Origin of the sequence: Paenibacillus gorillae, from assembly GCF_000513275.1 — a bacterium.
Taxonomy (GTDB): Bacteria; Bacillota; Bacilli; order Paenibacillales; family Paenibacillaceae; genus Pristimantibacillus; species Pristimantibacillus gorillae.
The window spans coordinates 1-23,301 of the sequence record NZ_CBVJ010000037.1; the positions used below are offsets into that span (position 1 = coordinate 1).

The 23,301-nt window shown below is 44.3% G+C and carries 20 protein-coding genes; 7 read left to right on the forward strand and 13 right to left on the reverse strand.

The genetic code is table 11. The annotated features are described in order from the left end of the window. Both TY10_RS07040 and TY10_RS07045 read right to left on the reverse strand, forming a co-directional pair. A partial coding sequence (locus TY10_RS07040; protein ID WP_155985754.1) for a hypothetical protein occupies positions 1-2,288 on the reverse strand: 2,288 nt, incomplete at its 3' end. Between the two features lie 75 nt (positions 2,289-2,363). Beyond that, positions 2,364-5,207 carry a hypothetical protein gene (locus TY10_RS07045; protein ID WP_042162001.1) on the reverse strand — a complete coding sequence of 948 codons (2,844 nt, stop codon included), beginning with the start codon at positions 5,205-5,207 and terminating at the stop codon, positions 2,364-2,366. Between the two features lie 251 nt (positions 5,208-5,458). On the opposite strand from TY10_RS07045, the gene TY10_RS30320 reads away from it, so the two are divergent. Then, complete coding sequence (locus tag TY10_RS30320; RefSeq protein ID WP_042162002.1) at positions 5,459-5,650, forward strand: hypothetical protein; 192 nt, start codon at positions 5,459-5,461, stop codon at positions 5,648-5,650. Between the two features lie 85 nt (positions 5,651-5,735). Further along, on the forward strand, positions 5,736-6,161 hold the full coding sequence (locus TY10_RS32480) for a DDE-type integrase/transposase/recombinase (RefSeq protein WP_420329385.1): 426 nt from the start codon (positions 5,736-5,738) through the stop codon (positions 6,159-6,161). Positions 6,162-6,506: 345 nt separating this feature from the next. On the opposite strand, the gene TY10_RS07060 is transcribed toward TY10_RS32480, so the two are convergent. The 8 genes from TY10_RS07060 to TY10_RS07095 all read right to left on the reverse strand — a co-directional run bounded on the left by TY10_RS07060 (position 6,507) and on the right by TY10_RS07095 (position 16,276). Continuing rightward, the gene (locus TY10_RS07060; protein WP_042162005.1) at positions 6,507-7,385 is read right to left on the reverse strand and encodes an amidohydrolase family protein; all 879 of its coding nucleotides are present in this window, start codon (positions 7,383-7,385) and stop codon (positions 6,507-6,509) included. A gap of 12 nt (positions 7,386-7,397) precedes the next feature. Then, the gene (locus tag TY10_RS07065; protein WP_042162007.1) at positions 7,398-10,547 is read right to left on the reverse strand and encodes a GNAT family N-acetyltransferase; all 3,150 of its coding nucleotides are present in this window, start codon (positions 10,545-10,547) and stop codon (positions 7,398-7,400) included. Positions 10,548-10,572: 25 nt separating this feature from the next. Next, the gene (locus TY10_RS07070; protein ID WP_042162008.1) at positions 10,573-11,091 is read right to left on the reverse strand and encodes a hypothetical protein; all 519 of its coding nucleotides are present in this window, start codon (positions 11,089-11,091) and stop codon (positions 10,573-10,575) included. Between the two features lie 141 nt (positions 11,092-11,232). Continuing rightward, complete coding sequence (locus TY10_RS07075) at positions 11,233-12,135, reverse strand: LCP family protein (protein ID WP_052350415.1); 903 nt, start codon at positions 12,133-12,135, stop codon at positions 11,233-11,235. A gap of 157 nt (positions 12,136-12,292) precedes the next feature. Then, positions 12,293-13,411, reverse strand: a complete 1,119-nt coding sequence (locus TY10_RS07080) for an FtsW/RodA/SpoVE family cell cycle protein (RefSeq protein WP_042162013.1) — start codon at positions 13,409-13,411, stop codon at positions 12,293-12,295. Between the two features lie 148 nt (positions 13,412-13,559). After that, positions 13,560-14,093 carry a hypothetical protein gene (locus TY10_RS07085; protein WP_042162015.1) on the reverse strand — a complete coding sequence of 178 codons (534 nt, stop codon included), beginning with the start codon at positions 14,091-14,093 and terminating at the stop codon, positions 13,560-13,562. Between the two features lie 80 nt (positions 14,094-14,173). Continuing rightward, entirely contained in the window at positions 14,174-15,565 is a 1,392-nt protein-coding gene (locus TY10_RS07090; protein ID WP_042162016.1) for a sensor histidine kinase, read from the reverse strand. A 3-nt stretch (positions 15,566-15,568) separates the two neighbouring features. Then, positions 15,569-16,276 carry a response regulator transcription factor gene (locus tag TY10_RS07095; RefSeq protein WP_337588337.1) on the reverse strand — a complete coding sequence of 236 codons (708 nt, stop codon included), beginning with the start codon at positions 16,274-16,276 and terminating at the stop codon, positions 15,569-15,571. A 221-nt stretch (positions 16,277-16,497) separates the two neighbouring features. Here TY10_RS07095 and TY10_RS07100 point away from each other — a divergent pair, with 221 nt between their 5' ends. From TY10_RS07100 to TY10_RS07115, 5 genes are read left to right on the forward strand one after another with little or no spacing between them, the layout of a single operon-like run. After that, positions 16,498-17,577 carry a spore germination protein gene (locus TY10_RS07100; protein ID WP_272945276.1) on the forward strand — a complete coding sequence of 360 codons (1,080 nt, stop codon included), beginning with the start codon at positions 16,498-16,500 and terminating at the stop codon, positions 17,575-17,577. After that, positions 17,462-18,046, forward strand: coding sequence for a spore germination protein (locus TY10_RS32010; protein ID WP_272945277.1), 585 nt, complete (start codon positions 17,462-17,464; stop codon positions 18,044-18,046). Before TY10_RS07100 ends, TY10_RS32010 begins: the two co-directional genes overlap by 116 nt. Further along, entirely contained in the window at positions 18,043-19,212 is a 1,170-nt protein-coding gene (locus TY10_RS07105; RefSeq protein ID WP_042162017.1) for a Ger(x)C family spore germination protein, read from the forward strand. The genes TY10_RS32010 and TY10_RS07105 overlap by 4 nt, the downstream gene beginning before the upstream one ends. Positions 19,213-19,214: 2 nt before the next feature. Further along, on the forward strand, positions 19,215-19,457 hold the full coding sequence (locus tag TY10_RS07110) for a hypothetical protein (protein WP_042162018.1): 243 nt from the start codon (positions 19,215-19,217) through the stop codon (positions 19,455-19,457). Between the two features lie 27 nt (positions 19,458-19,484). Beyond that, positions 19,485-20,594 carry a GerAB/ArcD/ProY family transporter gene (locus tag TY10_RS07115; RefSeq protein WP_042162019.1) on the forward strand — a complete coding sequence of 370 codons (1,110 nt, stop codon included), beginning with the start codon at positions 19,485-19,487 and terminating at the stop codon, positions 20,592-20,594. Positions 20,595-20,645: 51 nt separating this feature from the next. Here TY10_RS07115 and TY10_RS07120 read toward each other — a convergent pair whose 3' ends face one another. The 3 genes from TY10_RS07120 to cuyB form a co-directional block, all read right to left on the reverse strand. After that, a complete protein-coding gene (locus tag TY10_RS07120; protein ID WP_042162021.1) occupies positions 20,646-21,458 on the reverse strand; it encodes an SDR family NAD(P)-dependent oxidoreductase in 813 nt (270 codons plus the stop codon). Positions 21,459-21,528: 70 nt separating this feature from the next. Then, positions 21,529-22,302, reverse strand: coding sequence for an SDR family NAD(P)-dependent oxidoreductase (locus TY10_RS07125; RefSeq protein WP_042162022.1), 774 nt, complete (start codon positions 22,300-22,302; stop codon positions 21,529-21,531). A gap of 212 nt (positions 22,303-22,514) precedes the next feature. After that, positions 22,515-23,300, reverse strand: coding sequence for a cysteate racemase (gene cuyB, locus TY10_RS07130; RefSeq protein WP_042162024.1), 786 nt, complete (start codon positions 23,298-23,300; stop codon positions 22,515-22,517). Position 23,301 lies beyond the last annotated feature (1 nt).

Consider the following 23,301-nt stretch of genomic DNA (forward strand, 5'->3'; position numbering starts at 1 on the left):
GAAGGATTAACCTCGATAACAATACCATGTTGTGCAACTTTATTTTTCACATAACGCTGCATATCTATGGTCATTTCCTTTTCCATCTCAGTAGTTCGCACAAAAATTGGGGCCATCAAACGCTCCAGATATACCTTGTCATGATAAATACGAATTACATCTTGAATTGCCTTATTAATTGGCTTGAATGTGGTATATATTGAATTTACATCTATTATTTCCTCAATCGGTTTGAATCTAAGTTGGTAAACTTCATAAAGCATTTCAATAGTTATATTAAAGTTAAAAGCATCATCTATAATAATTTTAGCTACTTCATTAATTTTGTGCTGTAAGTACGAATAAGTTCGAAAATTAATATCAGATGATCTAGTATATACCCCCCAAATCCAAAGAAGATTATCCAAATATTCGCCTCGTGGAAGAATTACCTGTTCATTATCTTGAATCCATCTGTCTACTGATATTCCAAGTGAAATTCCATGTCCAATGCGATCACCAGAATGAAACTTACAATAATCAATAACCTCATCAATACGACGAATTCCCGAATTTAAATGACGGTAATCCTCACCTGCATGGAAGGTGAAAAATAAACTTTGTTGCTTTATCTTATAACCATCGCGATCTAATAAAAGCATTTGATCGTTGTCACTATTGCGCGCTCTCTCAAATACTGGAGCAAATACCTGAACTGGAGTACTATTCTCTAAACTGGCTGCATCAAGGCCAACAATAAAATTAGATAAGTAAGGAATACGTTCTCTTAAACATAGAATCATATCTATTTTGTTCAAATATTCCTGCTGAAGACGCCCATAATGAAGTGAACTTATTTGACTTCTATCACCTATATATTCCTTCCAATCTTTGTAAATATCATCTTTTTGCTTTATTAAATGATATACAATCCCAATACGCGGAAAAATCGTTTCTATGTTTTGATCTATATGATAATCCTCGATAAGTATTTGCTTGTAGGCTTGGAGTAACTTTTTAATATTTTGCCGATTAGTTGACTCGCGATTGGCTATTGACAGTCTCAGCTCTATCTTGCGTAAATATTGATTTTGAAATAAATTTCTTAGCATATCCAAGAAATAATGTGTCTCTCTTTTATCAAATCCAGAAGTAGCTCTATCAAAGTAGCTACGAAAATAATCAAGTCCATTTACAGCATTGGGTTGATTAACCTGCTGATAAAACTCATTCTTGATTCTTAGATAACGAAAGAATAGATAAAGAAATTCATTAAGTTCTTCCTTTTCTCCCCTCTTCTCTAGTTTTGTTCTATACTTCATAATTTGATGTAAAAATACATTCTCCCCGTAAGTGTTAATAGGAGTATATTCTTTAAACACTGCAATGATCCAATCAGTACCTTCCTCATGTCCACTAAAGTCATATTCTTTTCTAATATATTCAATTGCCTCTTTTAGTTCTTCTATCGAAGCTAGAGCAGTATTATTAAAAATAAGATGTGCAATACTTTGTACCTGACTACCTACATGGATTCGAATCCATCTAGTTACAGACATTTCACTATCGGATGTCATATAGTGTGCTAAAACCAAACGTAGTAATTGAGCAGTCAAGATATACTCCTTAACCTGTTTCGATTTATTACTATAGGAGACCTTAAAATTAACCAAATATTTACCGATGGCCGTATTGGAAAAATCCCCACTAAAATTCATACAATTTTGCCACAACATTGTGAAGGTAAAAGCTGCACTAGCATGCATGTGATTTTCAGAAACACCATTTCTAAGCGCATCATGTAGCGGTGCATCAGCTAGATTAATATGTTGATAGAATCCATCTAGTTGAAGAGGTTCATGCAATCCGTTATTTGAATAGTAACTAGCTACGAATAAATCTATCGGAAGCAATCGGCTTAATATACTAAACATATGAACTTTATCTAACTCCGTGTACGCACCCCATACATCTGCTAGTTGCTCATCATTAACTCCTAGTTCATGTTTCCAATACTTAAAAACCATCTCACCATCTCGATGTGAAAGAAGTGCACGAGTAAATTGTTGAATTAAGTGAAAATAATGATTATATAAACAAATCTCCATTTCCTCATCAGAAGATATTTCTGGTGGAAAATGCCTATGAAAACAAAATATGGGTGAAACTTTTTCTAACATAAGATTAATTTCATCTATACTAGAAGCCATATTTTCAGAAACTAGACATGAGCATAATTTATCTAAAAACTCCTTGACTTGCTTTCCATTTTTTTTTGTAGGCTGATGTATACAAAGAGCAATATTCACTAGTTCTTCACTTTGAAAATACAATAAATCTTTAATTGGTAAAAAAAGGCTACGTTAAGCATGAGTTGTATTTTTCTAAACATTATTATCAATGTCCTCGTCTTCTTCTAATTCTATTCCTATGGAACTTAAATCAGTGACAACTAACCCCATAGCAGCTTTAAATCCTTTATCTAGTTTATTTCTCATGTCTTCTTTTATTTTTTCATAAGAGGGATCTATATTAACCACGTCGTTAACTTGAGTTAAGTAGAAATCTAAGTGTTGCAAAACCCATATTTCATCTGTATCAAAAATATCGGGCGCAAGATAAGCCTGTTCGTCAAGTACTCTAAGCAAAGCAACTGCTTCACTTCTTCCATACCAAACGGCATAATTTGACGCCAATCCTTTAACTAAAGGTACAAGATCACTAAATATTGAAAATAACAGGGTTTTATCAGTATTTATATTCATTCCTCTTACTCTATTTTGTAAATTTTTATACTTTGTATCTGAAACTCCAGAGTATCCATTAAGAAATTCATTAATAGCAATAAAAACCTCATTAAAATCCTTCCATAAAACAATAACACGTTCATCTTGATGATAATTAATAATTTTCTCAAATAATGCATTATAAAACTGTTCAATAAATTTGTTAATTCTATTTATCTGTGTAGCTGTAAGTTTAAATTCCTTATCTCCCTGTTGCTTGGTTTTTAAACTAGTCAAAGCATTTTTTAATCTTGTTGCTGCTTGATTTTTTGATTTGGCATTTTCACCAACAATTGATTTCACATTATCTTCTTTAGAACTTAGGAATTTTTCAGGTATTATGCTGCTTTGTTCATGAAGCAAAATTATTAAATTAACCATAAGGTTATCGAAATCAGGGAAACCTTTAAACAGTGTTGAAGCTCTACTCCACAACGCATAGCCAAATGGGTATTCGTATAGTGACTTATAATAGATATAAGCCCCTCTACTAGCACTATGCTGGGTTAAATATTCCAAAATCTGATAATAACTCGGTTTATTAGAAGCTTTATTCTTAGAATAAATATACTGATCATAGTATAAGCGTGTTAGCAGTTCAACGTCCCTATCCTCAATCAATTCATTTATTTGTGAAAGAATCCATCTAACTTTTCTATCTTCTGATAAAGTTGTATGCTCTTTTTCTCCTGAGTTTCCTTGGACTAGCCAGCTTTTGTTCTCTAATAAAAGTTGTGTTAAAAATAATCCATGTTGAAAACTTATGGCAGGAAGAAGCCTATTAATAATTTGCCCATGCTGATTCAATTTAACATCCTTACCACCTAGTTGAAGGATATTTTTAAGTACTTCCACTTGTAATGACGAGCATTCATTTCTATCGAACCTTATATTTTCTAATAAACTGTGAATAACTTCACCAAGAATAATTAGTAGCAACAAAAGACTCCCCTCTTGTTTTACACGATTTCGTTCACTCTCAAGAGACGTAATCGCTTCAACTTCAGAATAATCTAAGTAAGTACTACTTTCATCATGTCCCCACTGAATGAATTTTTCTAGTATATGTCGTTGAACAGATGCTAGTCTAGTTGAAGAGAGAATTATTGTATCAACTATTGATTTAACTGTAACAAAACGTTCTTTTCTCTCTTCATTGTTCAGATTCTTCCCTTTAATCCACCATTCCTTAAAATGCTTGTTAACTTCATAAACATGATAATACACATTGACAATTCCCCGCGGCGTTCTATCAAAGATGCTATAGCTTTTGGTTATCGGTTGAATTATATTTTCTTTGTTATCTTTGTAACCAAATAATTCTTTATCCCCAAAAAGTTCATATAATTGATCAAGAAACCTAACTTGTCCAAAAGAAAACCTTGGAATAGTGTTCTCATTCCATTGCAGTAATTGATGCCTTCTAGCAGGCGGAATAATCTTCTTAACATACTCATGAGATAGTATCTGCTTACGTTCTTTGATAGATTCCTCATCATTAGGCTTAAAATGAGCATTAATATTGCTATACATTAATTTTTCATCCTGAATTAATGCTAAAGTTAAAGCATCTCGCAGTATCTCGTAATCACCTGATAAAATAGTCACCACATTGGGGTGATTTGCATACTGTAATATGGCTTCAATCAACTCGCGGCTACGTATCATCTTTAGATCAATATCATCAATAAACAAATAAATTAGAGGCTCTTCTATTGATTTTTCTCCTTCTTGTAAACTAATTTTCAGCAACAATCTTTGGTTGTCAATAAGGCATGTAATAAGTTCATGAAGTTTCTCTCTAAATTCAACATCAGGTGTTAACAGCCGGGCTGATTTTTTAATATGAGTTGCTAAATCGTCATATGTATGTATCAATAGTTGCCTATACTCATTCTCTGTATACATGTGATACTCTACTAAATCATTCATTTTACTTTGCAAAGGGTTATTTGAACGAAACAAGCCCTTATTAAAATATTCATTAAGCTCTTTTGTAATATGTCTGTTGGGCTTAGATATCTGTATTATCTGTTGATCAACCATTTTTTTAAGCATACCAACAATTGAACCCATTATCTTGGTATTATCTCCCAAATGATCCGGTTCAATAATCCCCAAAATCATGTTGTGTTCATATTTTTCTTTTAAAATATTATTTGTTACAGGCTTCAATTTATTAATTAATGTATATAAAATAGATGTTTTTCCTGTTCCTCTTGGTCCGAATATACCAATTGTATTGTTTACATCTTTTCTATAGTCTTTATTTGAAATGCCTCTTTCTTGTTGTCCTTGTTCACGAATTTGTTCAATCTGCTTTAGAAGCAAATCAAAAGTAGGTAAGATATTGTAAACTTCTTTTTTTAAATCACGTGCACCAATGAAAACTTTAATATTTGAATCCTCTCTCATTACTTCATCACTATCTTGAGCACTCATCATAACACTCCTTATTTGTCTGTATTTTATAAGTCCATGGTACCATATCTTTGGGATACACATCCGATTTTTTTTACATAAAACGACAAGTGATTTTTAGATTCAAATGATGATATTACTAAGAAATATTAATACGAAAAAGAACACCCTAAGGACGCACTCGATTTTTTTCGTAAAAGACCCGAAGTGCTAAGAGCATGTCAGCTCTATGCGTACTCTATGAATGACAGAAGCAATGGACCGTCAAGGAGATGTACGAAGTACTTACTGTTAGCGAATCGGACTATTACCGTAGCTTGAAGCAGCAACGCCTTCTGGTCAAAATCAAAGAAATTATCGGAAAACATGAAGACACCCATAATTACGGTGTCCAGCGTATTCTGCTGGCGCTGTCCAAAATCGAGATCATGACCAGAGCTACAGCACCGACTACCGAACGATGAAGAAGTACGGCCTGCTGAAAAAAGCCAAGAGTCACCCAAACGACATTACACGTGAAGTGCCGCAGCTCAAAAAAAAGAGAACCTGATCAAGAGAGACTTCAGATCCTCAGAACTCAACCAAAATTGGTTATCGGATATCACCGAAGTCCCTTGTTCAGACGGCAAGCTCTATCTGTCCGTCGTACTGGATTGTTTCAACGGAGAGATCGTGGGACTCGCCATGGACGACAACATACGCAAGGAACTCTGCATCCGAGCCTTTGAAAACGCATGTAAAGCAAGAGATGCTCGCGGAATGATATATAACAGTTATCGAGGCAGCCAAATCACGAGTCATGCTTTCCGGGAGAGTCTGGCTAAACGTGACGCGATTCAAAGCATGAGCGACACGGGGGGCGTTGTTATGATAACGCAAAGATGGAAAGCTTTTTGCTACGCTAAAGAAAGAAAAGCTGTACAAGATCAACACGGAGCGCTATCCGACGGCCGATATAAAATCGATCATCTTTAGATACATTATGCTTTACTACAACAGGCGGCGAATCTACACCTCTAATCCGGGGGGTGGCCCCCAGTTATTTATCGCGAAAGAATGCTGTCACAAGCAGCTTAGCAACGGAATTTCTTTGTGAGTGTTTTCAAACTGCTTTTTGACAACTCCATCCCATAGGGAACAATAAACATAATGATGGCGGCAACTGATCAAGAAAGCTCACCCGCCCAAAAGAAATATATAACCGCGGCCTTTACTGTCCCTATCATTGATCATAAATAGCCACTTCTCATAAAAAATAGGCCATCCCCCGATTCATCAAGGGATGGCTTATTGCTCATACAATCACACTATTGCCAAGCTCTACTTCAGCCCCGCAATCCGCTCCTTAATCTTAGGGAACACGCCAAACGCATTCTCATAAAACACTTTCTCGTGATGCTGCTCGGGCACGAGCCGGCGGATGAACTCCGCATACAGGCCGATCGGTGCAAGCGGCCAGTCGGTGCCGAACAGCATTTTCTCGTAGTGATCCGAATAGATCAGCGCCCGGCGGAAGTGATCCATGTAGAGCTGCTCGCTCATGAACCGTTCGAAATGAGGCCGGTCGCCAACGACCAGGCCGGATAAATCGGCATAGACGTTCGGGTTCTTAGCCACCACTTCGGCCGCATCCATCACCCACGGATCGCCCAGATGGCAGATCATGAAGTTCACACCACGCTGCTGGTAAGCTAGTTCATCAACAGTGAGCGGATGCGAGTATTTCAGCAAGCCGTTCATAGAGTAAGTATCGCCTGTATGAATGACTACGGGCAGATTGTACTTGGCAGCCAGCTCGTAGACCGGTGTATACACTTTGTCGTAGACGTAAACGTGGTAATATCCTGCATAGATCTTAATTCCAGCTACCTCTGGCGCTCTAAGCCGCGCTTCGATCCGGTCCAGCTCCTCTTGCGCATTTGCTCCGGTGAGCCTATTCGGATTAATGCCGACACACTCCATTAGAAACGACGGAACGCTCTGCTCTAAATCAAGCCCCATCGGATTGGGCGAACTGGCGTCGGGAAACGCTCCGTTCGACTGCTCCGTCACGCCCATCCCGATACCGAGGATCACGTCGTTCTTGTCGAACTCCGCCTTGAGTCCAGCGGCGCTATAATCGACTTTGGCTAATTCTCTCGCTGTGTAATGAAACTTGTCGATATCCGACAAATGGATATGAACGTCGATGATAGGCATATTAAGTCTCCTTTATGTCAACTGTGCTTGGGATGGGAAGGTCAGCTTCAGCAGGTCCCGGACCTCGTCTACCGATACATCCATATTGCCTAAGATGAGAAATGTCGGCTGCGTCCAGGCGGTTTCCCCATTCTTAAGCGTAACATGATGATTCACTTCATGGCTGCATACTTTATTGTTCACATACGCGGTTTGTCTATGATTATAGGGGCTGCTAACGGCATGCAGCTTATTCCGGCTTGAAGTTCCGCCAATTCGCAGAACTCCCTTCGTAACAAGATGAGCAGACAACTTTCCGGCCAAATATCTTTCTTCTCCCGGCAATTCCAGCCATCCTTCAGAGAACACAGGCGCAGGCTGAAGGAAATGTTCGTCTGAGAGCGAATAGTGGGGTAAAGTGACGCCGCTGTCGTTGGTTACCGCATGCAGGATGCAAAGGACAGGTACGCCGGGCAGCATCAGATAATGCTGATGGATCTTAATCCCCCTGTTTGCTTCCTGCTTCTCGATGGCGGTCGTCAATCGGATACCCTTCCAGACGTTTCCGTATGCATCGGTACGCTCCACCCATGCCGCACTTCTCGGCTCCTGCTGACGGCTAAAGCCATTCAAGCCGGAAATGCTGACACCAAGTCCGCCGTACCATGGATTCCACCATGAATTCGGAGCCGCTTCCGGATACGAGCTGTCCAGCCACTCTTCACCTTGATGCTTCAAAGAGTGCACCACGCTGCCGAATCCGGGAGCTGCTGCTATAGAGAGGACGCCATTGCTTACCGTATAGACTGATCCGGCTGCTCCTTCTTCAGTCTCACAAACAACTTTATCTTCCGAACGCGGGAACCACAGCGCCGACCGTTCCTGAACCCAATCCTCGCCGCGATAGACAGCCCGCACCTTCCTGCCGGATTGGCTTTCATCAGAAATCGAGCTTTCCTCCGGATCGAATTCAAAACCCGCTGATCGCAGATCCTGTTCCCGCTTTATTTCCATATCCGCAACCTTCAGCTCAGCTTCCTCACCGTTCTGAACATACAGCTCCAAGCTGCCGGCGAGCGGAATCATCTTTCTTTCGGTTAATTCTGCTTGCAGCGGACCGGCTTCGAACGGATTGCCGCCGCCTAGCTTAAATTCAAGATGGTCATCCAACACCGGAACAATCCGTTCATAGTGCTTCTGAGCGAAGGAACGGAAATCCCACCACTTGGCGAATGTATTCAGTGCGAAAACAATCGGTTTCGTCCGCACGACATCTCCGTCAGACAGACTGCCAAGCTCATGCTCCAGTCCTAGTGTATATTCCGGCCGGAGCAGCTTCAAGGATGGATCCCAGCAGATGCCGCAAGCGCCGTTAGCATCCTTGTTGAACAGCCAGTTCTCCGTAATTTGAGCGCTGTCCCAAAGACTCGGATCACTAGTGTAGGATGAATCCATATCTACATAATGACCCTGATAAGGAAGAATAAGCCGATTGCCGAAAAATCCGAAGCTCGTTAGCAGGTACGCGTTCTCCTGAAGCGCCTCGCCCCCCGTGTTGCTGATTTCATGATAAAACTCGGCAACGCCGCTTGCAAGCAGCTTGATGAACGATTTAATCTCGAGTCCGGGGAAATCTTCCGATTCGTAGAGTGCTTCAAGAATCTGACTATCCCCTTCAGAGTAGACCTTCACTTCTTTCGCTTGCTTCTTGGAAAATTCTTCAGCGAATGGCTTGCCCAGCTTCGGATGGCTGTACCAGAAGCTATGCTGCGATCCCGGGTATTCGATCCACATGATGTTATCGTGCTTGCTGAGATGGACGGACATTGCACCGTTCACAGCAACCCATTGACCTCCGTTTTCCCCTCCAAAGCGCCCATGCGTTCCCTTTAACATGACGGCCTGTTTGCTTGTATAAGTAACGGTTTGCCCACCTGCCGGAATAGCTGACACCTCAAGCTCTTCTGAGTATAGCCCATAGGATCGTAAAATAAAGGCTGCCGTAATCGTAGTCTTGCCCTTCGCAGGAACGGTGAAGCGTATGCTCCGATTGGTCCATTCCACACATTCAGCTTCCGGCAGCTCAAAAGCGAACTCCGCTTCCACAGCAAAGTTGTTCTCCACGTTCAAATAAAGCTCTGCAGGAACACCCGGATGAAGCGCCTGGCCCGGCAGTTCTACTCTGATTTTGGCCGGGAATTTCGGAGCGATGCCGGTACGGAATTCCGCCCCTTTGTCGTCAATTGTCCAATGGCTTCTGACGACAGGATGGGTCTTCTTATCATTCTGCTCTTCATGGATCGGATCAAGGGCGAATTCTCCCTCTATGATGATGGTTTCGCCAGGAGCGATTGTTCTTGCAGTATCCAGAGCAAAACGGATATTTTTATCGTTCTCGCCTTTAATTGTAACGGCAAGCTCCGAGGCTTTCTTATTCGTAATCCGGTAACGTACGGGATAGGCAGAGCCGAATACGAGACCATGATTGTCAATTTCAGTGAAGATCGTATAGTCAGGCGTATCTAGCGCAGTCAACCCGCGGCCGGACTTTTCAAATTCCGCCCGTACGGAGGTGTCTCCCTTGCTCCACGTATATTCCATGAAGTCGAAGCCGCGCTCCCGGCGGCCGTCCGGCTCGATAACAAGCTCGCGGGTGCTGTCTGCATACCAGTCCAGCTCTTCGAAATAAGGAGCAAGTGCTTCGGTCTGCAGAATAGTCGGAATGAAGTTCATCAGATGAACGTAATCTTCATTTTTCTCCCAGAAAAATCCGCATTTCTTATACATAGGCACTGCTTTTGTATTGCCTGCCCAGGTAAACAAATCGAGGCGCGGCCAGCCTGCTTCCACTGTTTTGCGAACTGCGTTCAGAATCAGGTTGCGGCCAATCTTGTGACCGTGATAATCAGGTCTTACATTCAACAGAGGCACATAGAGCGCCCCTTCGTCCTGACGATAGTGGGCGAAGCTGCAGAAGCCGACAACCTCTTTGCCATCGACAGCGAGAAACACATGAAGATTCGACGACGTCTCCATCTCCCGGCGCACCGTGTCCTCCGTTCTCTGATCATTGCCGCCTCCCCAGCTTTCCTTGCTCAAATTCCACATATCCGCGAGCGCTCCAGCATAGGAAGGATCATATTCAACAATGCGGATTTGCTCCGCAGCGGTATTCGTCGTCATGCTCTCATCTCCTTATCTCTTTTACCTAATAACTGCACCAGATCACTTGATCCCCGTTCGCTCCAAGCTCATGTACTTCCTTGAAATTTATGACGATATCATTTTCACTTTCACCTGTATACGCATTCAGATCGGCATTATAGAATTGTACAACCTCTACCTGATAAAAGCCGTTGTTCAATGCAATGACGTGATTGGCGCTATTCGAACCGGGGATCGTCTCGTCTCTAAATTGTGCAGCCATCGTCAGGCAATCATAATCGGCAATATACAATTTATTAGCCGTGACCTCGATATATCCTTGCACTTTCCTGAAGCACGCAATATCGTCTAAGCTGGCCCCAAACTTAACTTCTATCTTCCAGGAATGCTCAATTCCTTCTTCGGTCATTTGAAAGACCAATATGCGGCCAGCTTGCATCTCGTCTGAGAAATGCTGCAACAGCTCTTCAAATTGCCAATCCTCATCTACGAATGAATCATATCGATCTGCATTGACTAAAGCAATAAAATTCGTGTCGCCACGATCAAGACAATACTTCATGCTTCACCTCCTCCAAAAAAATAGAGATAAATCTATCATACCATATAATGGAATATAACAACTAATCCTATCCTTCATGAAAAAAAACAAAGAGCAAGCCCGAGCGAAATTCAATTCTCGCCCCAGCTTGCTCTCTTCCCATTAATTCATCAGACCGAAATTGTTTTCTTTGAACTTAATTTCAGATTGAAGCTCCGCTTCTTTACCCAAATCTAGCAGCGCTTGCTGTAAATCTTCTTTCTTCACATAGACAAATGGGCTTCTCCAGACGGAATCCATTTGCAGCGTATGAATCTGATTAGGCTTGATTTTATTGAAGCTATAGATCCACTGCTGAAGCTCAGGTCCCGGAATATCAGACTTCACATTGTCACCGATAATTTCCAATACTTTGCCCCATTGGGAAATGCCTTGAAAGTTGCCGAGCTTCTCAATGATTTGCTTAATAACTTGCTGCTGCCGGTCATTGCGGGCGAAATCAGAAGACTCTTGTGTGCCCCGATTTGATTTGCGGTATCTGACAAAGTCGAGCACTTGTTGACCATCGAGCGTTTGCAGACCTTTTTTAAGATCGATATTCGTACCATCTACGGTATCCCGGTATTTCATATCCATATCGACATCAATTTGAAGTCCGCCAAGCGCATCAACCGTCTGCCTCAGCGCGTCAAAGTTGACGACAACCATATAATCCAGCGGAAAACCCGTCAAATCCGAGAAAAATTGCTTCGTATTCGGAATGACCTGTTCCTTGTCCTTTAAGTAGAAATGCGCATAATAGTAATTGGCTTTACGGGAGGGCAAGCCTGACGGCTTTAACAGCAAATCACGCGGCAGCGACAACATGCTGGCAGAATGGGTTTGCGGATTCATACTAACCAGCATCAGCACATCCGCATTCATCATGCCATCGCCCCCGTCGCGGCTGTCTACGCCTGCAAGAAGGAATGTGATCGGTTCGAAGGAATCCTTCTTCACATAATTGTCTGGAGCGTCAACAGGCTTAGGCGCCGCAATGCTTTGAATCGCCTCATTCGCTTTCAAATACAGATAGCCTGCATAACCTCCAGCTCCAAGCAGGAGAGCCGCAAGCGTCAGCCCAATGATTATAATAGGCTTGCGGCTTGTTTTTTTGCTTTCTCTTTCTTTTCGGTTCGGTAGACATGATTTCCTTCACTCCACTCGTTTCGTCTTCTATCCGTCAGTACAAATCATTCTTATGAGCATTTACACTTAATACAAGGCCAATCGCGATCATACTGCTAAGCAGTGAACTTCCTCCGTAACTGATGAACGGCAGTGAAATTCCCGTCAAAGGAACTAGTCCGACATGCATGCCGAGGTTAACGAATATTTGAAAAACTAGCATGCCCATTAGCCCGATGACGAGATAAGCGCCTTCGCGGTCTCGGCTCGATTTGGCAATATGAATCATCCGGTATATGAGCATGAAATAGAGCAGCATTAGCAAGGCTGAGCCGATGAAGCCAAATTGCTCGCCTATCACGACATAAATCGAATCCGAATAGGCATAGGGAATGAAGCCTTTACGGACAAAATGCGCGTCGCTGCCCAGCATTCCTCCTGAGCTGATCGCATACATCGCGTTCTTCACATGCCATGACTTATCCGGATCGCTGGCCGGATCTAGAAAAGCTTGTATTCTCGACATTTGATGGGGTTTGACAATTTGGGACAGCAGCTCGAAGTTGGCCGTGTAGAGCCACAATATGGAGCCAATAATAACGGCAATAAGCCCCAGCAATGAAATCAAATAGAGGGCGCGAATGTTGCCCATCCATAGCAGGCTGACCAGTGCGCCTATAAAAACAAGAGCTGTGCCGAGGTCAGGCTGCTGCATAATTAATAGAATCGGTATCATAAAGATAATGCTTACCGGAACAATATCTTGAATCAGGCGGAGCCTTTGTCCCTCCCGCTTCCCAAGTACATGTGCAATTAGCATCACCGTAAAGATTTTGACTAATTCCGAGGGCTGAAGCTGAAAGCTCCCTATACTGAGCCAACGTACTGCACCGTTAATATTCTCTCCGGTAAACTTAATCAGAATGAGCATCATAATGCCAAATGTATAGAAAACATAGCTCAGCTTCCCTACCAGAATGCGATAGTCAATCCAGGCAAGCAGCAGCAGCGGAATGCAAAATGCACCGAATAAATATAAGTAGCTAATATGCAGGCCATCTAACTTGGTATCCGAGGTGGCACCGTAGATAGCAATGGTACCCATCGTAACAAGGCACACCATGATGAAAAGTGTAAATTTATCGAGTTTTGCAGCAAAGCGGGTGAACATCATAACGGACCTCTATATCTATTGATATGGTATAAAATGGGCATCACAAATAATCCGATAAGCGCAAATACGTCATGAAAGGACGCAGTGCTACGGACTATAGGATATTTTCCCCTTTGTGACTTTGACTTTGACTGCTGCACTGGAAGCCTTATTCCAGCTGGAGATTGTCTTGATACTCCTTCTTGGATAATAATTCGAGTTTGTCTTTACTCAGCTCATAGATATCAAGGCCATTGCCTGCAGCGCCTAATGACCAGCCAAGTGCAAGCTCGGACGAGCCGTCATGATTAAGATCCGGAAATCCGACAAAATCCAGACCATAGCCAAAGCCTTTCACCTCGAAAATCTTCTTCCACTGCGTATTGCTTTGCTTGAAGAGCGCCGCTTTCAACGTCCTGCCTGTCCCTTTCTTCTCTTCATATACGACGACAGCTTCATTGATCCCGTCCCCATCCATATCTCCAAAGGTAATATCATCGCCTTCTTTTCCTTGCAGCGGAACGACTAATTGAGCCTTATGGGGCAGCAGCTTCCGAAATTCACGGTTTACTTGTTCACGCTGCATACTCGCTTCTGACACGGGAGGCTTGATCGTATCAGCAGGAGTAGTCGGAATTCCGCAGCCTCCGAGCAGCAATAACGCAACCAGCAGTATACCGCCTGTAATGTGTTTATTGAGCATTGTAACTCCCTACTCTCCTGACAACATTATTACTATAATAGCTTCGAATGAGAACGAAGTGGTTATGAAATAGTTAAATTTTATATCGGCAAATAAATCTGAACGGTCGTCCCTTTGCCTGCCTCACTCGTAATTCGCAATTCCCCTTGATGCAGCCCAATGATCTGATTCGCGATGGACAACCCCAGACCGCTGCCCGTGGCATGCTGGTCGGCTTTGTAAAACTTTTGCAGCACGTACTGAAGATCCTCTTCTGCAATGCCGATTCCTGTATCCTCAACTGTAATAATGACTTGTTCTTGTTCTGGAGCTGAATGTGCTTGAATAAGAATCCGGCCGGAGGAATCCGAGAACTTGAGTGAATTATCAATCAAATTAATAAATACTTGCTTCAACCGATTCTCGTCTGCTTGAAGAATGGGCAGATTGTCCGCAGCCTGAATTTCCAATGCGATCCCTTGACGGGCAGCTCTTGGAGAAAGCTGTTTACCGACATGATGCAATAGTGGTGCCAGTTGAACGGGTCCTGGATGTATAACGATTCGTCCGTTGTCCAGCTTAGAGAAGTCTAATAGCTCCTCCAGCATATGATTCAACCGGTCACCCTCCGACTCAAGAATATCAAGTCCTTCATGAAGGAGCTCTTTATTGTCATGCCCGCTTGTCTTGAGAGTAATAATCCAGCCTTTAATTGAAGTGAGTGGCGTACGCAGCTCATGGGATACCGATGAAATAAAATCATTTTTCAACTGCTCGCTTTTCGTAATGCGGCTCGCCATCATATTCATGGTGTCTGCAAGAGAACCAAGCTCATCCTCATAGCGTTTGTGCACCCTTGTGCTAAAGTCTCCTTCAGTCATCCGGTCTGCAGCCAGCTTAAGATCCTTAATCGATCTTGTAATCGTCCAGGATAGCAGCAAGCCAAGAACGGTAACGATAGCGATAACCAGCAGCCCGACACTAATTAATACAATGGCAATATGTTTAACCGTATTAATCGTATCCGTCAACGAAGTAACGAATCGGACTTCTCCCACGATGACATCATGCGACCTCAGCGGAAAAGATACGGCTAATATCGATTCCTGTGTCGCCGGGTCCTTCCCTCTCCAAGTGCCGGCATGTCCTTGAAGAGCTGCTCTTACATCCATGTATTTCGTCATGCTGGGATCACCTTGATGAATACCTATGGAATCCTGCAGGAGCCTGCCCGCACTGTTAATGATCTGAACCTGCGCATCTGAATTATGGGCAAAGCCTTTCAACAATCGCTCCGATTGCTCCTCCAGATCTGCGTCCGCAAAGTACTGCTCATAGAAGGAAGCAGACAGCTCCGCTTGGTTCATCAGGCTCCGCTCTACATTATGAAGATAGTAGTATCGGACGTACACGATAAGAAAAATTTCAAGAATGAGGACCGTAACACAGATAACCGTCACATAGCTCCCGACTAATCGTTTCTGAATACTCACTGTTTAATTCCTCCACCGGTATCCTAATCCCCATACCGTCTCAATCCGCTCCGGGTTCGAGCTGTCCTCCTCGATCTTCTCTCTTAGTTTGCGCACATGAACATCAACCGTTTTGGGATCACCGACATAATCCTCTCCCCATACGAGATTAAGCAGCTCGTTACGGGATAGCGCAGTATCCGGGCGTTCTAGAAAAGCACGGACCAGCTGAAATTCCTTCGGCGTTAATTCAACGATGCTGTCATCCTTAAACACTTTATTCGCATTCAGATCCATTCGGATCGAACCGGACTCAATGACGGAGATTACAGGCTTTAGAGCGGTCTCCGTCCGGCGCAATATCGCTTTTATTCGAGCTACAAGCTCCAGCGGGTTGAAGGGCTTGACGATATAATCATCCGCACCGATTTCTAATCCTTTGATTTTATCCAAATCTTGTCCTCGAGCCGTTAAGAAGACGATGATGACTGCCGGCTCCCGTTCTCTTAACTGCCGGCAAATCTCAAACCCGTCCGCATCCGGCAGCATAATATCCAGAACGACAACATTGGGCTGGTGCTCGATGAAGCGCTGCAGCGCGTCTTCCCCGCATGCCGCCTCGCTCACTACAAAGCCGTTGTTTATTAAGTTAATCGATATAAAACGTCTAATATTCGCATCGTCTTCCACAATAAGCACTTGATTCCGATTCACGTTCTGTATGATTGCCAACCTCCCATCTATCAAGCAGAATGAAAAAAAGCTCTCCTGCTAAAGAGAGCTTCACATTCTATAGCTTACGAAATTATTACATGTGGATATTACTCTAAATCGATAGAGTTGTCAAAACTTCCGCTCCATCCGCTGCCCCTCCCCCATGCTGCCGAATATCTTTCCCTCGTCAGGGAAAAGATGTAAATGATTCGACATCACATTTCGGACAGGAGACTCGCATGCGGAAAATGACTACGCCATCATCTGCCCCTACTTCATCCGCTCAGCCTACCTACCCGGACATTGCTGCTCGTCTGGAAGAAAATTTGAAGTTGATCGAAGGCTTCTTTGCCAACTGCAGAGATTTGACAATTCACTCTTGGAATTACGGACAGCACTTGGAGCATTCGGCCTTTACGGTCTATTTCGATACGTTGACGAAAACGACCGTGACGAATTTTGCAAAGAATACGCTGCAAAACCTGGTCCCGCATGAGCTTGGACCTGCTGAGACCATTACGATTAGTGATGTTATTGATTACTTTGAAAACCATGGCATAGCCTCCCCTAACGTGGAGCTTATGAGCAATATGCAGCAAGCTGTCCGTGGTATTCTGGACGGAAAAGTCATCATTTTTTTCAACGGCTGGCCTAAAGCGATCGCCTATTTCGCCCTTGATGTCGAACAGCGGCAAACGTCCGAGCCCATTACAGAGCCTACCGTTCAAGGCCCGCATGTGAGCTTCATTGAAAGCTTGGACCGCAATATCGGGGTCATTCGAAGCCTGCTGAAATCGCATGAGCTGAAATTCGAGTATATGATTACCGGGGAAAAAGCGCACAGAACCGTGTCCTACGGTTATTTGAATGGTGTCGTCAAACCGGAAACTTTAGAAGCGTTCAAACAAAAAATTGAGGGTATTGAACAAGAAGAAATTATTGAAGTGTCCTACCTGGAAGAATGGGTGAATGATTCGAACTACTCGCCTTTTCCGCAGGTCCGGTATACCGAACGCCCGGATACGGCAGTTACCTCTCTGCTGGATGGCAAAATCATTGCCTTAGTGGATGGCAGCCCAGCGGTGCTTATCTGTCCGGGGAAATTCATCGAGTTCTTTACCAATAGTGAGGATTATTACTATCGGACGACTTTTTTCTTCATTAATTCGTCTAATCCGGCTGGCCGCATTTCTCATCGCGCTCATGCTGCCCAGCACCTACATTGCGTTGTCAACGTTTCACTCCGAACTCATCCCGACGGTTCTTCTGTTAGCCATATTAGATACACGGGAAGGTATCCCTTTCCCGGCTATGATTGAAGCGTTGATTATGGAGTTTTTCTTCGAGCTGCTGCGCGAGGCGGGCATTCGTCTGCCCCGGCCGGTTGGCTCCGCCGTCAGCATCGTTGGGGCATTGGTTATCGGGCAAGCCGCTATACAATCACAGATTGCCTCTCCCGTGATGGTCATCGTTGTAGCCTTGACGGGTATCGCTTCCTTCGCGCTTCCTCAATACAATATGGCCATCGCCTTGCGAATCCTGCGCTTTCCGTTAATGTTTCTGGCAGCAACGTTTGGTGGACTTGGCATCATGGTTGGCTTTATTCTCATCTACCTCCACTTAGCGACCCTCCGCTCCCTTGGAGAGCCCTATTTGGATTCATTAGCTCCGTTACATGTAAAAAGGCTGAGAGAGATGATCTTCGTACTGCCAAGAAAGGTGCTGGTTCATTCGCCTCGGAGCAAGCAGCTGCATAAAAAATCTGCAGGAAGGAAGAGATCACAGTGAAGCCGCTCCTCTCCTTTCTTACCTCCTTTCTCGTTCTATGCCTGTTGAACGGATGCTGGGATAATAATGAACTGGACGAGTATGGCTATGTGCAAGCGATATCGATCGATCAAGGCGAAGGCGACTTCATCGATATTACAACCCACTTTTACAATCCTTCCAGTAAGATGCAAACGGATGTGACATCAAGTGCGGCAGCTAAAGGAATTAATATTCGTACCACAGGTGAAACCTTCTTTGAAGCGATGCGGGAGATTCCTACTAAATTTGGGCGCAAGGCCAAATGGGATCATATGCGCGTCATTATTATCGGAGAGAAGCTGGCCAGGGCGTTAAACATCCGGGAAGTGCTCGATTTCTTCTCAAGAGACCATGAACCGCGGGGCACGATTCTCCCCATCATTGCTGAGAAGTCGGCGGCAGATTTTCTGGATATTAAACCGTTTATCGAACAGACCATTGGTCAACAGTATAGAAAGATGGAGACGACCGCCTCTCTCTATTCTGCAAAAACTTCTGATCTTCCGCTCTATGATCTCGCGATACAATTAAGCAGCCCTTCCAAAACCTCTATTATGCCATATCTGCATAAGAACACCTTGGATAAGAAGGCGGCAATATCCGGCGTCGCATTAATTCAAGACGGGAAAATGGTAGGGCTTCTTAGGGAGAAAGATACCGAAACGCTGATGATGCTGACCGACAGATACAAGTATGGCGTATTTGAATTTCCTTGTATGAATGATGAGAAAAAGCAGATCTATAACAAGGAATCGCTTGAAATCGTCAATTTCAACAGCCGATTAGTCGCCAGTGTGAACAATAATAAAGTAACCGTCGATGTCCATATGTCTATAGAAGGAACGACCGGAGAACTGCGCTGCTCTGACTTGAAGAGCAAGCAAGATATGGAGCGCTTCGAACAGACGATTAAAGATCAGGTGGAGCATCAGATTGAGCATACCACTCGTACCATTAAGGCCAAAAAAGTGGATGTGCTCGGAATCGGCAATCAAATTTACCGAAAAAACCCGAAGCTTTGGAAGCAGCTGGAACCCGATTGGGCCGATAAGATTGCCCAGATGCAATTCCAGACCCATGTCCAAGTTCATGTGTTAAGTACGGGTATGAACGCTGGCACGATATTTGGGACAAAGGAGCATTGAGGATGTTAGGAAAACTCATCTGCGTCTTGCTGCTCGCCTCTGCGATGCTGATTCATGACATTCCGAAAGTGAAGAAAGCAAGCAATCGGGACCGGCTTGTGTATATCGCCATGATGGCGCCAATGCTCTATCTTGCTGTTATCTTTGTGACGGCTCAGCCATGGCCTAACCTGGATATGATTTTCAATTTGTTTACCGGGCCTGCAAAACTCTTTATTCGCTGGCTCAATCCTATGCAAACTTGACTGCTATACAAGCTGGAGGAGGACCCTATGAAGCAACCAGAACGCGTTAGTTCGATTCAAATGTCCATGCTGTTTCTCTTCTTCATGACGGGCTCCTCCATCGTTATCGTCCCTGCACCCTTAACGAGCATTGCAGGCAATGGAGCATGGATCTCGCTTCTCATTGCCACGGCGATAGGAATGCTTCTGCTGGCTGCTATTCTTTATTTAAACCGGCTGGCCCCTGAGCTTTCACTGGTTGGGCAAAGCCAGGCCGCACTCGGCAAGGGACTTACCTTGCTGGTGCTTATCCCCTTTACCTTCGTATTGACTTGGAATATATCCGGCGTTGTCATCGAGATCGGCATCTTCTTCAAAAATACGATGCTGAAGGAAACGCCCACCTACGCGGTAAGCACCTTATTTTTTATTATGATCGGGTTCACGGCTATGGCAGGGATCGAGGTTATCGCCCGGATGGCCGCCGTATTTATGTTTCTCATGTTCGGCTGTATTGTTATGATCTGGATTCTGGTTGCCAACCTGTATCACCCGCAATATCTGCTTCCCATCATGCCTGATGGAATGGGGCCGATTCTTAACGCCTCATATGTGGTGTATGGCTTCCCCTACTCCGAGCTCGTCGTCTTCTCGGTCATCTTAGCATTTGTACGCAAGGACGAGAACGCCCAGCTGCGCAAGCATATGTATATTGCACTGATTATCAATTCCTTGACGCTGATTGCTTCCGTTATAAGCAGCATTATGGTGCTTGGACCGCTGTCGGGAAATTTGAAATACTCTTTGTACCAGTTAGCTCGGCTAATCTCGTTCCAGGAAGTAATCGAGCGAATCGAATCCGTCATTGGTTTCTCGCTCATTGTCGGCTTTTATTTCAAAGCTTCTATTCTGCTGCTCATCCTGATTAAACTGTTGAAAGAGCTACTAGGCTTGAAAAATGAACGGTTAATCGTATTCCCCGCCACCTTCATTTGCCTCTTGCTGTCGTTAACCACCTATATAAAAGAATCTCAGCTAGAGGAGTTCGTTAATGTGACATGGCCGCTGCTTAATACGCTAGCCTATACGGTACCTGTTCTTCTCATTCTGGCGGTAACAGCTATTCGATTCCATAGCAATCAGGACAAAAAGCAATAACGGCCGCCCCGTCTTAGCGGAGCGGCCGTTCTCAATCTCAGTACATTCAGCTTATTCGGCGATAAGGGACACTTTTTCCCATTCCTTCACTTCATCGATCCGTTTGCTCAGCGCATCGCTGATGCTGTAGACAGCCATCGAGCCCACTGGGAAATGCAATGGAGGATTATCGCTGTTGATCATTGCGATCATGGCTTCCACCGCTTTTTCCTGTTTGCCTAGCTGGAGCGAGTTATAGCTTTGGTAGAACGCATCATAGACTGGAGCATATTCAGGAAGCTGGTTAGACTGTTTTTGGGATTGTCCCATAAATTCCGTCTCGAACACACCTGGCTCCACGAGGGTTGTTTTAATGCCGAACGGAGCAAGCTCCTGAGACATCGCTTTCGAGAAGCCCTCAACGGCAAACTTGGAAGCCGCATAAATGCTGTATGCCGGTACAGCCCAGACGCCGAAGACCGATGAGAGATTGACATAGTGGCCTGAGCCTTGTTTCTTGAAGACCGGCAGCGTCTCACGGATGACGTCCAGCATGCCAAATACGTTGACGTCAAATTGATGGCGGATTTGCTCGTCCGTATATTCCTCCAGCATTCCGAACAGGCCATAGCCGGCATTGTTGACGACAATATCAATGGTGCCGAACCTGTCTACTGCTTCTTGAACCGCAGCTTTAATCTGTTCCTTATTCGTTACATCCAATACTGCAAGATGAACATTGTCAGGCGATTTTTCCTTCAAATCGGCGATGTCCTCCAGCTTTCTTGCGGTTGCTACGATTTTATCCCCGGAATCCAGTAATTGCTCGACGAACTTACGGCCAAATCCTGAAGATGTACCTGTAATAAACCATACTTTACTCATTGCGAATCATCCTTTTCTATATTGAAGTTTAGTTATTAATGTCATTAATTATTGCAAGGGAAGCCTCTCTTTATCCTTGGCGATAGATCGGAGCTCCCAATGGTGATCCCCCCGTGCCTCCGTCTGCGCTAATTTCAGCGCCTTGGACGAATGAGGATTCATCCGATGCCAGGAACAACGCCACATTCGCAATTTCTTCAGGTGCACCCAATCGCTTCAGCGGAATGCTTTGCGAAAGTACAGACTCCAGCTTCGCAAAACCTTCATCTGTCGACTGTCCCCATATTGGAGTACGAGTCGCACCAGGGGAAACGGAGTTAACCCGAATGCCCCGCGGTGACAATTCTGATGCCAGCACCCGTGCCATGCTGCTTACAGCGCCTTTACTAGCAGAATAGGCCGCTAGGCCAGGGCTGCCCGCTGTTGCCAAAACCGAAGTGTTCAGTATGACGGAGCCTCCTGCCTTCAAATGTGCAGATGCCGCCTGAACCAGAAAGAATACGCCGGTTACGTTGACTCGAAGCACTTCTTCAAAAACGGATAATTCCGTTCCTCCTACAGGCGTTTGAGCCGAAATGCCAGCATTTGCGAATACGATGTCCAGTCCGCCGAACTTATCAACTGCTGCAGCTACCGCCTTTTCAGCACTTGCCGGATCGGAAGCATCCCCTTGAACAGCCAGAGCGTCCGGACCAAGCTGCTCAACGGCCGCATCCAACGTGGACTGATTCCGTCCGGTGATAACTACCTTCGCTCCTTCGGCAACGAATAATTTTGCAGTCGCCAGCCCAATTCCGCTATTGCCTCCAGTAATTAATGCTACTTTTCCGTATAATCTTCCCATTTCCACTCTCTCCCTTGCTTTTTTATGAACAACTGTTGTATCCATCGCCCCATTGGGAACGATCATTCTAAATAAATTAAAAAAAATAAATCGACTATTTAGCTTCAAGAAAAATGGGTGCCTTTGAAAGCCGCCTTCGTTCTTCTCAAAACGATAATAGCATATTGAGAACGATCAGTAAATAATTATTTTTTACCGACTGTTCTCAATAGTCAAATGATACTAGCTTCGTAGGCCGGATCTTTCCGGTGAATGCTGCTCCTGTCCAGATAAGCGCCTCCGGACCGTTCAATGGCACGCTCTACAAGAACGTCCATTGCGTCCACTACGTAACTTCTAAATTGAAGCGGCAGCGGAATGCAGGACAGCTCTGTACAAGCCAGAATGATTCGGTCACAATAATACGTTTCCCTCATTTGCTGCACAACCTTTATCAATTCTGCAGCGTTTAAATTACCGTCTCGTTTGACCTGCTCATAAATAATTTGAGACACCTTGCGCTGGAGTGATGGTTCCGGAACGACGTATTCCAAGCCATAGCGCTTGCAGCTTTCTGCATATACACCGCTCTTGATTGTTCCGTCCGTTGCGAGCAGTCCGACACGTCTAACCGCATCGCCCGATTTGCTTACCGCTTGGACGGTTTCATTCACCATATGGATGATCGGGACGGACGTCAACTGCTGCATCTGCTGATAAAAGAAATGTGAAGTATTACAAGGAATCGCGATATTCGCCGTTCCCGCTAGCTCGAGCAATTCCAGATCACGGCGTACCGCTTCTATAAATTCATCATGATCACCGCTCGTTATCGCATCCGTTCGATCAGGAAGCGAAGCATGATTCAGCACAACCATATCAATATGCTCCTGATCCTGCTTCGCAGCGGTCCGCGCAATGACCCGCTCCATAAATACAGCCGTAGCTTGTGGTCCCATTCCGCCGAGCACACCTAACTTCCGTCGTGCCGGGGCAGCTGTCTTTCCCCGTAGCGCCATC